The organism is uncultured Roseibium sp. (assembly GCF_963675095.2).
Lineage (GTDB): Bacteria > Pseudomonadota > Alphaproteobacteria > Rhizobiales > Stappiaceae > Roseibium.
The window spans coordinates 16,333-30,242 of sequence record NZ_CAXXSJ010000009.1; the positions used below are offsets into that span (position 1 = coordinate 16,333).

Sequence of the window (13,910 nt, forward strand, 5' to 3'; positions counted from 1 at the left end):
TCACATGTTAGGACGCAACAGCAAGATCCTCCTGGGGCTGATCGGAACCGCGCTGGTCTCGGTCTTCGTGATCGGGCTGGCCTACAGCATCTCCACCGGTTTTGCCGGTTTCTGGGGTGGTTTTCCTTGCTGGATCATCGTGATCTTCGTCTTGTCGCTCGCCGTCACCGACTATGTCCAGGAATGCGTTCTGGGCAAGGACGGGAACAACAAGAATGGCTGACAAGCCGGTCCTGTGGCTGCCCCGGCGGGTATCCGATGCGACCATCGCGCGGGCCCGGGAAAGCTACGAGGTTATCCTCAACGAGGCCGACGACGTCAGCACGGCCGACGAGATCGTCGCCATGAGCGCGCGCGTCGACGCGATGATGCCGTGCCACTCGGAGATCTTTTCAGCCGATGTGGTGAGCCGGCTCGATCCGCGCCTGAAGATCCTCGCCAATCACTCCGTCGGCACTGATCATTGCGATCTCGCTGCCCTGAAGGCGCGCGGCATTGCCGTGACCAACACGCCGGATGTGCTGTCGGACGCGACCGCCGAGATCGCCATTCTGCTGATGCTCGGTGCCGCGCGGCGGGCGGTCGAAGGCGACCGGATCGTCAGAAGCGGCGCGTGGGACTTCTGGAGCCCGTCCTTCATGGTCGGCAAGCAGGTCAGCGGCGCGCGGCTCGCCATCGTCGGTATGGGCCGGGTCGGCCAGGCCCTCGCCAAGAAGGCCCGTGGTTTCGACATGGAGATCCACTACTACAACCGGCAGCGCCTCCCCGAGGACAAGGAATACGGCGCGACCTATCACAGCTCGCTGGAAAGCCTCCTGCCCAACGGCGACTTCCTCTCGCTTCACTGCCCCGCCACCCCGGAGACGAAAAACCTCCTGAATGCGGACACCTTGAAGTTGCTTCCAGCAGGCTGTGTGGTCGTCAATACGGCTCGGGGAGCATTGGTCGACGAGGCGGCGCTGATCTCCGCGCTCAGGTCCGGGCACGCGGCTGCGGCCGGGCTGGACTGTTTTGCCAAAGAACCCGGCGGCAATCCGGCATTCGCAGACTTCGAGAATGTGTTCATGCTGCCCCACATCGGCAGCGCAACGGTGCGGACCCGCGATGCCATGGGCTTCCGTGCCCTGGACAATCTCAACGCCTTCTTTGCCGGCAAGACGCCCAGGGATCTTCTTTAGAGAGAATTGGATAATTTAATTGACCAATTTTACTCGCCGGGTCATTAAGATCCGGCGGGCGCGGTTTTGTGTGTCCGATACGAGTATCAACAGCAGGCACAAGCCATGTTCCGAAAGGCGCCATCTCTGAGGACCGCCGACGCCGTCGTGCAGCAGATCGAGGAGCTGATCCTCAACGGTGTGCTCCGACCGGGCGACCGGCTGCCGCCGGAACGGGAACTGGCGGGTGAGATCGATGTCTCCCGTCCCGTCCTGCGGGAGGCGCTGAAGCTCCTGGAGGAGCGCGGGCTGCTGACCAGCCGGCAGGGCGGCGGCACCTTCGTCGCCGATGTCATCGGGCCGATCTTTTCCGAACCGATCATAGCGCTGATCGAGCGTCATCCGGCGGCGATCGCCGACTATCTGGAATTCCGGCGCGACATGGAAGGCACCGCGGCAGCCCATGCAGCCGAGCGGGCCACTGCCTCGGATCGCAAGATCCTGAGCGATATTCTCGCCCAGATGGACGCGGCTTACGAGAGCGGCGATGCGCAGCGAGAAGTTGGGCTCGATGTGGAACTGCATCATGCGGTCGGCGAAGCGGCGCACAACATCATCCTGCTGCACGCCCTGCGCTCGTGCTACCGGCTTCTGGAAAACGGTGTCTTCTACAATCGCCAGAGGCTCTATCACCATCCGACCGCGCGTCGCACCGTCCTGGAACAGCACAAGCAGATCGTCGATCGCATCCTCGCCGGCGACCCCGACGGGGCGCGCCAGGCGTCCCACGACCATATCGATTTCGTTGCCGCCGCCTTGAAGGAGGCGGAACGCGCCGAAGGCTGGCAGGAGGTTGCCGACCTCCGGCTGAAACAGCGCCGCCAGACTCCAGGCCAAAATCGCACTGCCACCATTAAAAGTTAGATTTCCAGACCAATCGAGGAAAGCCCATGTCCGCCGTTACCTGCATTGCCGATCTGCAAGCCCTCGCCAGACGCCGTGTCCCGAAGATGTTCTATGAATATGCGGACACCGGCTCCTTTACGCAGAGCACCTATTACGACAACGAAGCCGCCTTTCAGCGCCAGAAGCTGCGCCAGCGGGTCGCGGTCAACATCGACAACCGCAGCCTCAAGACGACCATGATCGGCGAGGATGTGTCCATGCCGGTGGCGCTTGCCCCGGTCGGCCTCACCGGCATGCAGCATGCCGACGGGGAAATTCTCGCGGCCCAGGCGGCCGAGCAATTCGGCGTGCCGTTCACGCTGACCACGATGAGCGTCTGCTCCATCGAGGATGTGGCGGAACATACGACACGGCCGTTCTGGTTCCAGCTCTATGTGATGCGCGACCGCGGCTTTTCGGAATCGCTGATGACCCGGGCGCTCAACGCCGGCTGCTCCGCCCTCGTGCTCACGCTTGACCTTCAGGTTCTGGGGCAACGGCACCGGGACATCAAGAACGGCCTGTCGACCCCGCCGAAGCCGACGCTGCCGGTTCTGCTCGATCTCGCCTTCAAGCCGCGCTGGTGCTGGAACATGCTGCAGACCAAGCGGCGCCAGTTCGGCAACATCCACGGCCACGTCAAGGGCGTGGAGGACATGTCCTCGCTCGCGGAATGGACCAACAGCCAGTTCGACCCGACCCTCGACTGGTCGTCGGTGGAATGGGTCAAGAAGCACTGGAACCGCAAGCTGATCCTGAAGGGCATCAACGACGTGGAAGACGCCAAGATCGCCGTTGGAACCGGCGCAGACGGGATCATCGTCTCCAATCACGGCGGCCGCCAGCTCGACGGTGCGCAGGCCTCCTACGACGTTCTGAAGGAGATCGCCGATGCGGTCGGCGACAAGATCGAGGTCTATATGGACGGCGGCATCCGCTCCGGTCAGGACGTCTTCAAGGCCATCGCCATGGGGGCGAAGAGCACCTTCATCGGCCGCTCCTACATCTACGGCCTCGGCGCTATGGGCAGGCCGGGTGTGACCAAGGCACTGGAGATCATCCGCAAAGAACTGGATGTGACCATGGGCCTGTGCGGCGAAACCGACATCACCAAGGTGGGCCGGCACAACCTGGTGCTCTGAAGGCCCGGAATCCTTAACTTACGACCGATCGAGCAGCGCGACCCATGCTTCGGCGATCGCCTGCCCGGTCCGGTCGGACGCGGCCGCGTGTCGGTTCGCCTCCTCAGCGAAGCGTTGCGGCCAGTCGGGATCGTGGTCCTGGATCCGTTCGGAGAACAGCTCCGACCACAGCTTGACCTCCGGCAGCGCCACCTCGAAATGAAACTGGGTCGCATAAGTGGCGCGGCCCAGCCGGAAGGCCTGATGCGGCGTGGCATCGCTGCTGGCCAAATGCACGGCGCCTTCCGGTAAGGAAAAGGTGTCCGTGTGCCAATGGAAGATCGGCGAGCCTTCGGCCAGAATGCGGCCGATCGGATCGTCGCCCGCCGTGTCGACTGCCCGCACCTCGTGCCAGCCGAACTCGATCGGACGGTCCAGAATGTTCTCAGCGCCGAACGCCCGCGCAATCAGCTGGGACCCCAGGCAAATGCCGAGTACCGGTTTGTCTTGTTCGTGGAAGTTCCTGATGAGACCGCAGACTATCGGTAGGAAGGGATAGCCTTCGTCGTCGAGCGCATTCTGGGAGCCGCCCAGGACGACGAGCCCGGATCGTCCCGCGACCGTTTCGGGCACCGGCTCACCGGCATGGGCCTGCACGATGTCATAGGTGACCCCGGCTTGGTCGAGGGCCCGGCCGACATTGCCCATCGGGGCATCCGGATAGTTTTCAATCACCAGGACGGACATGGCCGGCAGCTCCAGATTACTGATTCTCTTCACGTATCATGATAGACTGCACCGCATCCGGCGAGACTTTCCTTGAAGGCCCGCAATGTCCGCAAGCACACCCCTGCAAAACCGGGTCACGCCGACCGGCGAGATCATCGCCACGCCCGCACGCGGCCTGTTCATGGGCAACCGGGGCGGCCGGATCCATGATCCGGAAACCAAAACCCTGACCAATCGACGTTGGGCCTCACGGCGCTGGATCTGCTGCGTCACCGATTTCAAGGGCCGGAGCCGAGAGATCATGGGCGACGGCTACACGGAACTGTTTTTTCTGGACGAGCCGACCGCGCTTGCCTCCGGACATCGCCCCTGCTTCGAGTGCCGCAGAGAAGACGCCAAAGCCTTTGCCCAGGCCTTTCCCCGGGACCGGTTGAAGCAAGGCGCGGCCTCCGCTGGCGCCATGGATCTACTCCTGCAGAAAGACCGGCTTGACGGACGGGGGCAGCGACACTTTCTGGCCCGCCTTGCGGATCTTCCGGACGGCACCTTCGTCGAGATCGACGACGTGCCTTATGCGCTCTTTGACGGCGACTTGATCGCATGGACGGTGGACGGATACAGCTCCTCGACGAAGCCCCGGCCAAAAGGAGACGTCACAGTCCTGACACCGAAATCCATATGCGAAACGCTCGCCAACGGCTACCGGCCGCACTGGCATCCGAGTGCCCGCACAGCGCTCCGGTAATGTTCAAATTCTCTGATCAATCGATCACGAACAATCATTTGTATTGAAACGATTTCGGGCGCAGATTGCATCCTGCACATCTGACCGGGATCTTCATGTCCGTTTCCACGTCCATTGACACCAGCCGGGAGCCGGTTCTGACGGCCACCGACTACGGCCTCTATGGCGCCACCGTCCTTGCCTGGGGCTTCAGTTGGATTGCCATGAAGGGGCAGGTCGGAGTTGTTGCGCCCGAAGTCTCCGTCTTCTGGCGGTTCGTGCTGTCCGCAGCCGTGATGTTCGGCTGGAGCCTCTACCGGAGACACGACCTCCGGTTCGGCTGGCGGGCACATATTCGGTTCGCCGGGCTCGGCGCCTTGATCTTCTCGACAAACTTCACCTTATTTTACTACGGCGCCCAGCTACTGCCGTCCGGTCTGCTTGCAGTGGTGTTCTCGCTGACATCCGTTTTCAACCTGTTCCTGGCCTTCGTCCTGTTCCGGCAAAAACCGGGGCTTGCCACGCTCGCAGCCGGCCTGATCGGCTTTACCGGGGTTGCCTTGATGTTCTGGCCGCAAATCATGGGCGCGGACATCGATTATCAGGCAGCCCTTGGACTGCTGCTGTGCACGCTCGGAACGGTTTCCTTCTGCCTGGGCAACATGCTGTCGGCCTCGACACAGCGGACGGGCATTACGGTCACGCCGGCAACGACCTGGGGCATGTTTTACGGTGCCGTCTTTCTCGGGGTCTTCGCCGCTGTCAGGGGCAACAGCTTTACCGTAGAGTGGACCGTCACGTATCTCGGCAGCCTCGTCTATCTCGCCGTGATCGCCTCGGTGATCGCCTTTGCCTCCTATCTGCGGCTACTCGGCCGCATCGGCTCGGCGCGTGCCGGCTATGCCACGGTCATCTTTCCCGTCATCGCCCTGGCGGTTTCGACCGTGTTTGAGGGTTACCACTGGACGGGCGGCGGCCTTGCCGGCCTGCTTCTGGTGCTGACCGGCAATGTCATGATGCTGAGGAAGCGCTAGCGGATCTATTCCGCAGCCATCTGGTTCGCCACGTTGCCGATGGCCGCGACGATGTGATTGCACAAGGTGTCGTGCATCGGCTGGCGCGCGGATACGGACCGCAACAGGCTGATCTCGCAAGGTGGCAGTGCCGGAAAACCGTCCTTTTCCTCCAGAATGCGCATGCCGTCACGGACCGCGCTTTCCGGGAATACCGTGACGGCCAGCCCCGCCTGCACGGCCCCGACCAGCGCCGACGCGCTGGAGCTGACATAGGCGACCTTGTAGGATCGGTCGACCCGGTCGAGAGCCTCCATGGACAGACGCCGCCAGGAACAGGTCGACGGTCCGACCGCCAACCGGATCACGTCCATGGCATGGGCGCAATGCTGGCTGGAGGACACCCAGTAAAGAGGCTCGCGGCGAATGACTTCTCCCCGGGATTCCGACTGGTCGTCGGAGGTGACGATGGCCACGTCGAGCTTGCCCTCGTGGATCTCTGTGCCCAGGCGTGTGCTACCAGCGCATTCCACCTGGATTTCGATCGACGGATTGAGCCGGTTGAAAGCCGCCAGAACCTGGGGCAGCAGGCGATCAGCATAATCGTCGGGGACACCCAGCTTCACCTGTCCGACTTCCTTGCGGTTGCCGAATGCGGACAGGGTCTCGTCGTTGAGGCTGATCATGCGCCGGGCATATTCCAAGAGGCGCTGCCCGTCTTCCGTCAGGCGGGACTGCCGCCCGTCCTTGGCGAAGATCGGCAGGCCGAGACGCTCTTCCAGACGGCGCATCTGCATGGACACCGCCGACTGGGTCTTGTGCACGGCTTCCCCGGCCTTGGTGAAGCTTCCGAGTTCCGCGATCGCCAGGAACGTCCGCAGCTGATCGATGTCCAGCACATGATTCATGAGAGACCTGCCGACTGGTGTTCATATAAGAGATTTTGATTGTTTAGGCATTATACATCAAGAGCGTTTGCACACCAAGAGGGGGACGTGCCTACCCGCAGGAAGGCATCACCGCCAAGGCGGACTTGAGAAAATTGTATGGATTTTACCCGACAAAACCAAACTAGAAAGAGTTTTTTCTTTTTAATTTCATGTACTTATTAATTCATAACGATATGTGATTGTTCCAATAAAAAACATTCGTTGGATATATGAAAGCGAATGCGCCATCTTCCAATTGTCCCAAGAAGACGAACCGCCGCAGCGCCGGCGCCGAGAGAACCTGCAAACGCCGTTTGCCGGTAACAGGAGAATTTTGCCATGACGCATTTTGCAAGACTGAGCCTGACTGCAACCATCGGCCATGCGATTGCCTGTGCATGGCGCACTTTTAAAAACCGGCGCGAGATCGTCAAATTGTACGAGATGTCGGACAGCCAACTCGAGGACATCGGCCTGACTCGAGGCGATGTTCGTCGCGCCTTACAGCTTCCTCTCTTCGTCGACCCGACTCCCGTTTTGAACGGCTGGGCGGACGAGAAGCGCGTGAGCTTCCGTCCGATTGTCCAGGACCGTTTGCCGACCGAACTCGGCACCAATCCGGACGCTCCGGAGAGCACTGTCATCAAGTTTTCAGAGCGTAAGCCCAAACTGGCCGCCTGATCCGATCTGCTACTGCAGCCCCGTCGGCACCTGTGCTGACACCTCACTGGCCCGCCACCCCCGGCGGGCCTTTTTTTTATTTCGAGTTCCCCAAATCGCGGGCGGCACGATTGAAGAAGTTGTCGAAGGCCTCGAACTGACTTGACTGAAAGTCCCGGCCCGCGGCCATCCAGTTCGCCATCATGGCATCGAATTCGGACCCCTCAGCCTGGTCCACGGTTTCGCCGTCATCGACGATGGCGTCTTCCTCCTCCGTATCGAAGTCGGCTTCGAGTTCGTCCTCTTCTTCCGGATGAGCCTCTTCCGTTTCCGTGCGTTGCAGAGGCTTGAGGAATTGGGACCAGAAGGCATTGACCGCCTCCGCATAGCCCTGGACGTAATCCATCGGCTTGGGAACCGGCTTCGGCCGTCCCCGCACGAACCCCCGCACGAAGGCATCCAGAAGCTCCTGAGCCTCACCGTGCAGATAAGGCCTGACGACCTGCGACATGGCCAGGGTCGCGGCGACAGGCATCATTTCCTGAACCGCCTTCTGTTGCAGCCCGGTTGCCTGGGCAATCTGTTCGGCGACCGCCTTGCGCACGAATTCAGGTCCGAAGAACGGCGACAGCTGTTCGTTCGAGAAGTCCTGCCCGGTCTTGCCGAACAGTTTCAGCGGATCGAAGAAATTGATCGGCTCCGCCGCCGGTGCCCGGAAGGGCGACAGCGACTGCGGTCCGAAATGCCGGAAGCCGGCCATCGCGGCGGGCATCAGGCGGGACATAGCATCGCTCAGGTCCTGGTTCGTCCAGCCGAAACGCTGCCGCATGTCTTCTGCGACAGCCGCCAGATCAAACGGATAAGTGAAGCCGGAATCATCTGCCATCGCCAAAGCCCTGAAACGTTTCGCCAATCCGCATGATCGGCGTTCGGCTCGCTCAGGTCAATTCGCGGTTTTTCATCAACTGCGAAAATAGCGAATGTTCAGGGATCAGACCCTAATAAGCATATTCCTTAAAGATGTGGCTGAGATCGCCATTCCAGCTGCCGTTGTAACGTTGCAGCAGGACGTCGGCCGGACACATGCCGGCCGCCAGACCTTCCTCGATCGGCGCCAGGTGTACCCGTTCGTCCAGATCACCGTCACTCAAACGGGCGCGCCGCTTCAAGCCTTCGCTGGAAAGCGCCAGGGCTTCCTTGGCGATATTCAGGACGGTGCCGGACCGGAAAGCGGTCTGCAGGGCGTCCTTGGGAACGCCTGCCCGCAAGGCGGCCCGCTCTTCGCGGGTCCAGTCCTTCACCAGCTGCCAGGCCTGATCGAGAATGCCATCGTCATAGAGCAGGCCGACCCAGAAGGCCGGCAAGGCGCAAATCCGGCGCCAGGGGCCGCCGTCGGCACCGCGCATCTCGATGTATTTCTTCAGGCGCACATCCGGGAACAGGGTGGAGAGATGGTTGTTCCAGTCTCCGAGATTCGGACGCGCATCCGGAATGCGGCCTTCAAGCGCCCCGTTCATGAACTCGCGGAAGGTGGTGCCGGTGACATCGTGATAGGCATCGCCACGCTTGACGAAATACATCGGCACGTCGATGGCCCATTCGACATAGTCCTCGAAGCCGAAACCGTCTTCGAAGGCAAAGGGAAGGTCACCCGTGCGGTCCGCATCCGTGTCGGTCCAGATCTGCGCGCGGAAGGATTTGAAGCCGTTGGGCTTGCCGTCGGTGAACGGCGAATTGGCGAAGATCGCGGTCGCGATCGGCTGCAGGGCCAGGCCGACCCGCATCTTCAGCGCCATATCGGCTTCGGAGGAAAAGTCCAGGTTCACCTGAATGGTCGAGGTCCGGTACATCATGTCCAGCCCGAGGCTGCCGACTTTCGGCATATAGCGGGTCATGATCTCGTAACGCGACTTCGGCATGGCCGGAACGTCTTCGCGGCGCCATGTCGGCGTCATGCCCGTTCCCAGAAAGCCGACGCCCATCGGATCGGCGACCTGGCGGACCTGCGCCAGATGCGCGTTCGTCTCGCGGCAGGTTTCATGCAGGTTGTCGAGCGGGGCGCCCGACAGCTCGAACTGTCCACCCGGTTCGATGGAAATGGCTCCGCCACCGACCGGATCGGCCAAGCCGATGATCTTGCCCGCATCCTCGATCCGTTCCCAGCCGAGCAGCTTTTCCATACCCGTGAGAACCGCCTCGACGCCCTGCGGTCCGCCATAGGGAATCGGGGACAGATCGGACTGGTGGAAACCGAATTTCTCGTGCTCGGTTCCGATCCGGAACCGTTCAGCCGGCTTGCAGCCTTCCTCTAGCGTCGCGGCAAGCGCAGCAGTGCCTTCAATCGGCGTCGAATCGACGGTGTCGCGAGCCATTCAGACTGTCCTCAATTTCAAGTCGGTGCATACAATAGCCAATCGATGGGCCATGCACATACGCGGTGAGTCATTTCGTTCTCGTGAACATCGAACGACTGCTGGCATTTAGGACCGTTTGGTCCGAAACGCAAGGCAGACCTATGGAGCGGATTTGAACTCACGCAATTCTGAAGACCGCCGCTGGCAAATTGCGGCCGCAAGGCCGACGGTTCCTTGCCGGTTCCAGCGTTGTCCGGATGTCTCAGACCCTCGCCGAATGCGCCTGTTTCCGGGTTCATCGCAACGACTCCGAGGGGCGTCAGCCCCAGTCACCAAGGGTTGCTTGAACGATCGCCAGCGCGGCCACCGCGGCAGTGTCGGCCCGCAGTATCCGTGGGCCAAGCGGGATCGGCGTGACGAAGCTCTGGGCGCGTAGAAGCTCTCTTTCCTCCGGCGAGAACCCGCCTTCCGGCCCGATCAGGACGGCAAGAGGAGCCGGTCCCCGATCCGCCAGATCCGCAAGCGCCTGAAGCGGGTTCTGGGTTTCCTCGCCTTCATCGCAGAACAGCAGACGCCGGCCCGGTTGCGTTTCCTCCCATGCGGAGAGGAGATCCTTCAGCGCCATCGGCTCCAGAACTTTCGGCACGGCAATGACGCCGCATTGTTCGGCCGCCTCGATGATATTGGCTTCCATACGCTCCAGATTGACCCGGCTCGCCTGGGTGTACTGGGTCATCACAGGCCTGAGGCTGCCGGCTCCCATTTCGACCGCTTTCTGCACCATGTAATCCAGGCGCGCATGTTTCAGCGGGGCAAAGAGATAGTGCAGGTCGATGGCGGTCGTCTGCTCACGCACCTGCTCCACCAGCTTCAGCAGGCAGGCCTTGCGTCCGGTCGCGACGATTTCCGCAAGCCACTCACCATCCCTGCCATTGAAGACGAGGATCCGGTCGGTGTCCTTGAGGCGCAGGACATTGAGAAGATAGTTCGCCTGACTGCGGTCGGCTTCTATCGAAGCGCCGTGGGCAAGAAGCGGGCGAACGAACAGACGCTGCATTTTGAAGTCGTATCTGGACATGAAACCAAAGTAAGGTGTGACCGGAGCCGAATTCAATGGCCGGCCGGGTCACATCCCCCCGGACTGTGGAAGATCTCTTTCGAAACGCGAACGCCGGCCCAAAAGGCCGGCGTCCGAAATCAGGCGTGTTGTCCAGCGTTTGGCGCTTCCGCCGGTTCGGCTTCGTCCTCGACCGGGGCCTTATCCGCATGGCCGACGTACATGTAGAACATCGGTACGACAAACAGGGTGAACAGCGTCCCGATGGACATGCCGGTGAAGATCACCAGGCCGATGGAGTAGCGGGCGGCAGCCCCTGCCCCTTCCGCGATGACCAGCGGCAGGACGCCGAGCACCATGGCTCCGGTCGTCATCAGGATCGGCCGCAACCGCTCCCGGGCCGCCTCGACGATCGCCTCGCGCTTCGACATACCGTGATGCTCACGCTGCGCATTGGCGAACTCGACCATCAGGATGCCGTGCTTGGTGATCAGCCCCACGAGGGTGATCAGACCGACCTGGGTGTAGATGTTCAGCGTGCCGAGGCCGAGGTTCAGCGGCACAAGGGCGCCGAAGATCGACAGCGGTACCGTCATCATGATGATGAACGGATCGCGGAAGCTTTCGAACTGAGCCGCCAGGACCAGATAGATCACGATCACCGCCAGCGCGAAGGCGATCAGGATCGTATTGCCCTGTTGCACCTCGAGCCGCGACTGGCCGGCATAGTCGAGGAAGAAGCCGGACGGCATCGCCTCGTTCGCGATCTGCTGCAGTTCGGCAAGGCCGTCGCCGGTGGTGACCGTCGGCAACGGCAGCGCCGAAATCGTCGCCGAGTTCAGCTGGTTGAACTGCTCGATGGAAACGGAGGTTGCCCCGATCGAGACCTTCACCACCGCCGCCAGAGGCACCATGTCTCCGCTCGCGGAACGGACATAGAAATCGCCGAGCAGATCCGGGTTCATCCGGTAGGCCTTCGACACCTGGGGAATGATGTCATAGGAGCGGCCGTCCCGGTCGAACTTGGATACGCTCGCATTGCCGACCAGAATGTTCAGCGTGCCCCCGATGGTGGAAACCGGAACACCCAGCGCGGCCGCGCGCTCACGGTCGATCAGGATCGTGGCCTGCGGTTTTTCGAAGGACATGGAGTTCTGGACCACGATGAACTTGCCCGACGCCATCGCCTTGTTCTTGACCTCTTCGGCGATCTCGTAGACCTGTTCGGCCGATCCGGTCGTCTGCAGCACAAGCTGGATCGGCAGGCCACCGCCGGACCCGGGAAGCGAAGGCGGTGCGAAGACGAAGGCCTGTACGCCCGCCGATTTCGAGATCCGCCCCTGGATCATCCCCTTGATCTGTTCCTGGGATTGTTCACGCTCGCCCCATGGCTTCAGCGCCCAGATGGCGAAGGCGGAATTGGTCGCGCCCGTTCCAACGATCTGGAACCGTGCCTCGACACCAGGAACGTCGTCCGTCATGTCGTAGAACTGGTTGGTGTAGAGCTGGGTGTAATCGGCCGTGGCGTATTGCGGCGCGGTCACCATGGCAAACAGCGCGCCCTGGTCCTCGTCCGGCGCCAGTTCGCTCGACGTCTTCAGGAAAAGGAACGCTGACGTCGCCAGCAGCGACACCACGATGAGGAGCGTCACCGGCTTGTAGTCGAGCGAGAAGTTCAGGCGCCGTCCGTACCAGTTGGTGAGTTTCGTGAACACCTTGTCGATAAAGGTCTGGAACCGGCTGCCGTGGGCCGACAGAAGGCGGGCCGACATCATCGGCGACAGGGTGACGGCGACGAAACCGGAGATGAACACGGCGCCTGCCAGCGTGAAGGCGAATTCCCGGAACAGCGCTCCGGTCAGCCCTTGGGTGAAGCCGATCGGCGCATAAACGGCACCGAGCGTGATGGTCATGGCCACCACGGGACCGAAGATCTCACGCATGCCGACAATCGCCGCCTGCATCGGTTTGAGCCCGTCCTCCAGATGCCGGTGGATGTTTTCAACCACCACGATGGCGTCGTCCACCACGAGACCGATCGCAAGCACCATGGCCAGGAGCGTCAGCGTGTTGAGCGAGTAATCGAGCGCCCAGAGGAAGAAACAGACCCCGATCAGAGACAATGGAATGGTCACGATCGGCACCAGCACGGCCCGGAAGGAGCCCAGGAACAGCAGGATCACCAGAACAACGATCACGACGGCTTCGCCGATGGTCTTGAACACTTCCTCGATGGAGGCGGAAATGAACTTGGTGGAATCGTAGACCACCTGGATCGACGTGCCCTTGGGCATGTTCGCCTGCAGCCGCGGCAGCTCCGCCCGCACGCCGGCGGCGGTATCGAGCGGGTTGGCGGACGGCGTCGGCATGATACCCAGGAACACGCCCTGCTGACCGTTGAAGGACACGCGGACGTCCGTGCTCTCGCTGCCGAGGGTGACGTCGGCAACGTCCCTGAGACGGACGACCTCCGTGCCTTCTCCGCTAACCGGCAATGCCCCGAAGGCTTCCGGGGTCTGCAGCGTCGTCTTCGCGGCGATCTGGTAGGCGACATATTCGCCTTCCGTCTTGCCCGGCGCGGACAGGAAGTTCGCCCCCTGGACCGCGGCCAGCACTTCGGCCGCGGTGACACCGCGCGAGGCCAGCTTGATCGGATCGATCCAGATGCGCATGGCGAAGGTCTGCTCGCCCAGGATCTGGGCGTCGGCCACGCCGTCGACCACCGACAGCTGCGGCTGGATCACGCGGGAGACGAACTCGGTAATCTGCTGCGGCGACATGCTGTCGGACAGGACCGAGAGATACATGATCGCAAAGGACCGTCCGGTGCCCTTCTTGATGACCGGATCCTTGGCCTCGTCCGGCAGATCACCCCGGACTTCCTGAACCTTGGAGATGACTTCGGTCAGGGCCTTGTCCGGATCGGTGTTGAGGCGCATGTGAACGGACACCGTCGACAGGCCGAGCGCACTCGTCGAACTGACATAGTCGACGCCTTCCGCCGATCCGACCGCCTTGGCGATCGGCGTCGTGATGAAGCCCTGGACGAGGTCCGGGCCCGCGCCGACGAACACGGTGGTGATGGTGATCACCGTTTCCTCGACCTTGGGATACTGGCGGACATTCATGTTCACGATGCCCTGCGCGCCAAGCAGCAGGATCAGCAGGCTGACGACCGTGGACAGAACCGGTCGGCGGATGAAAATCTCCGAGAAATTCAC

13 protein-coding genes are annotated in these 13,910 nt (G+C 61.8%); 7 read left to right on the forward strand and 6 right to left on the reverse strand.

Features of this window, described 5'->3' with window-relative positions; genetic code table 11:
- Positions 1-4 precede the first annotated feature (4 nt).
- From ABIN98_RS03865 to ABIN98_RS03880, 4 genes are all read left to right on the forward strand, one after another.
- Positions 5-223: a hypothetical protein gene (locus tag ABIN98_RS03865; RefSeq protein ID WP_346907561.1), complete on the forward strand. Its 219-nt coding sequence runs from the start codon at positions 5-7 to the stop codon at positions 221-223.
- Complete coding sequence (locus ABIN98_RS03870; RefSeq protein WP_346907563.1) at positions 216-1,178, forward strand: D-glycerate dehydrogenase; 963 nt, start codon at positions 216-218, stop codon at positions 1,176-1,178. The genes ABIN98_RS03865 and ABIN98_RS03870 overlap by 8 nt, the downstream gene beginning before the upstream one ends.
- Before the next feature lie 105 nt (positions 1,179-1,283).
- The gene (locus tag ABIN98_RS03875) at positions 1,284-2,081 is read left to right on the forward strand and encodes an FCD domain-containing protein (protein ID WP_346907565.1); all 798 of its coding nucleotides are present in this window, start codon (positions 1,284-1,286) and stop codon (positions 2,079-2,081) included.
- Positions 2,082-2,107: 26 nt separating this feature from the next.
- Positions 2,108-3,244 (forward strand): alpha-hydroxy acid oxidase, encoded by a 1,137-nt coding sequence (locus ABIN98_RS03880; protein ID WP_346907566.1) that lies wholly within the window; start codon positions 2,108-2,110, stop codon positions 3,242-3,244.
- 18 nt (positions 3,245-3,262) lie between these two features.
- Here the strand turns inward: ABIN98_RS03880 and ABIN98_RS03885 are convergent, their stop codons facing one another.
- Entirely contained in the window at positions 3,263-3,970 is a 708-nt protein-coding gene (locus ABIN98_RS03885; protein WP_346907568.1) for a type 1 glutamine amidotransferase, read from the reverse strand.
- Positions 3,971-4,055: 85 nt separating this feature from the next.
- Between ABIN98_RS03885 and ABIN98_RS03890 the strand changes: the two genes are divergently transcribed.
- Positions 4,056-4,697, forward strand: a complete 642-nt coding sequence (locus tag ABIN98_RS03890; protein WP_346907570.1) for a hypothetical protein — start codon at positions 4,056-4,058, stop codon at positions 4,695-4,697.
- Positions 4,698-4,792: 95 nt separating this feature from the next.
- The gene (locus ABIN98_RS03895; protein WP_346907572.1) at positions 4,793-5,710 is read left to right on the forward strand and encodes a DMT family transporter; all 918 of its coding nucleotides are present in this window, start codon (positions 4,793-4,795) and stop codon (positions 5,708-5,710) included.
- 5 nt (positions 5,711-5,715) lie between these two features.
- Here the strand turns inward: ABIN98_RS03895 and ABIN98_RS03900 are convergent, their stop codons facing one another.
- On the reverse strand, positions 5,716-6,597 hold the full coding sequence (locus tag ABIN98_RS03900) for a LysR substrate-binding domain-containing protein (protein WP_346907574.1): 882 nt from the start codon (positions 6,595-6,597) through the stop codon (positions 5,716-5,718).
- 360 nt (positions 6,598-6,957) lie between these two features.
- Between ABIN98_RS03900 and ABIN98_RS03905 the strand changes: the two genes are divergently transcribed.
- Positions 6,958-7,299, forward strand: a complete 342-nt coding sequence (locus tag ABIN98_RS03905) for a DUF1127 domain-containing protein (protein ID WP_346907576.1) — start codon at positions 6,958-6,960, stop codon at positions 7,297-7,299.
- A 76-nt stretch (positions 7,300-7,375) separates the two neighbouring features.
- Here the strand turns inward: ABIN98_RS03905 and ABIN98_RS03910 are convergent, their stop codons facing one another.
- The 4 genes from ABIN98_RS03910 to ABIN98_RS03925 all read right to left on the reverse strand — a co-directional run bounded on the left by ABIN98_RS03910 (position 7,376) and on the right by ABIN98_RS03925 (position 13,910).
- Positions 7,376-8,164 (reverse strand): hypothetical protein, encoded by a 789-nt coding sequence (locus tag ABIN98_RS03910; protein ID WP_346907577.1) that lies wholly within the window; start codon positions 8,162-8,164, stop codon positions 7,376-7,378.
- Positions 8,165-8,276: 112 nt separating this feature from the next.
- Positions 8,277-9,650 (reverse strand): glutamate--cysteine ligase, encoded by a 1,374-nt coding sequence (locus tag ABIN98_RS03915; protein WP_346907579.1) that lies wholly within the window; start codon positions 9,648-9,650, stop codon positions 8,277-8,279.
- A gap of 301 nt (positions 9,651-9,951) precedes the next feature.
- Positions 9,952-10,710, reverse strand: a complete 759-nt coding sequence (locus ABIN98_RS03920) for a 16S rRNA (uracil(1498)-N(3))-methyltransferase (RefSeq protein ID WP_346907581.1) — start codon at positions 10,708-10,710, stop codon at positions 9,952-9,954.
- A 119-nt stretch (positions 10,711-10,829) separates the two neighbouring features.
- Positions 10,830-13,910: an efflux RND transporter permease subunit gene (locus tag ABIN98_RS03925; protein ID WP_346907583.1), complete on the reverse strand. Its 3,081-nt coding sequence runs from the start codon at positions 13,908-13,910 to the stop codon at positions 10,830-10,832.

Coding starts and splice junctions, on each gene's coding strand:
- ABIN98_RS03870 (WP_346907563.1), top strand. CDS start 216: ATGGCTGACAAGCCGGTCCTGTGGCTGCCCCGGCGGGTATCCGATGCG.
- ABIN98_RS03890 (WP_346907570.1), top strand. CDS start 4,056: ATGTCCGCAAGCACACCCCTGCAAAACCGGGTCACGCCGACCGGCGAG.
- ABIN98_RS03910 (WP_346907577.1), bottom strand. CDS start 8,164: ATGGCAGATGATTCCGGCTTCACTTATCCGTTTGATCTGGCGGCTGTC.
- ABIN98_RS03905 (WP_346907576.1), top strand. CDS start 6,958: ATGACGCATTTTGCAAGACTGAGCCTGACTGCAACCATCGGCCATGCG.
- ABIN98_RS03875 (WP_346907565.1), top strand. CDS start 1,284: ATGTTCCGAAAGGCGCCATCTCTGAGGACCGCCGACGCCGTCGTGCAG.
- ABIN98_RS03865 (WP_346907561.1), top strand. CDS start 5: ATGTTAGGACGCAACAGCAAGATCCTCCTGGGGCTGATCGGAACCGCG.
- ABIN98_RS03880 (WP_346907566.1), top strand. CDS start 2,108: ATGTCCGCCGTTACCTGCATTGCCGATCTGCAAGCCCTCGCCAGACGC.
- ABIN98_RS03915 (WP_346907579.1), bottom strand. CDS start 9,650: ATGGCTCGCGACACCGTCGATTCGACGCCGATTGAAGGCACTGCTGCG.
- ABIN98_RS03900 (WP_346907574.1), bottom strand. CDS start 6,597: ATGAATCATGTGCTGGACATCGATCAGCTGCGGACGTTCCTGGCGATC.
- ABIN98_RS03920 (WP_346907581.1), bottom strand. CDS start 10,710: ATGTCCAGATACGACTTCAAAATGCAGCGTCTGTTCGTTCGCCCGCTT.
- ABIN98_RS03885 (WP_346907568.1), bottom strand. CDS start 3,970: ATGTCCGTCCTGGTGATTGAAAACTATCCGGATGCCCCGATGGGCAAT.
- ABIN98_RS03895 (WP_346907572.1), top strand. CDS start 4,793: ATGTCCGTTTCCACGTCCATTGACACCAGCCGGGAGCCGGTTCTGACG.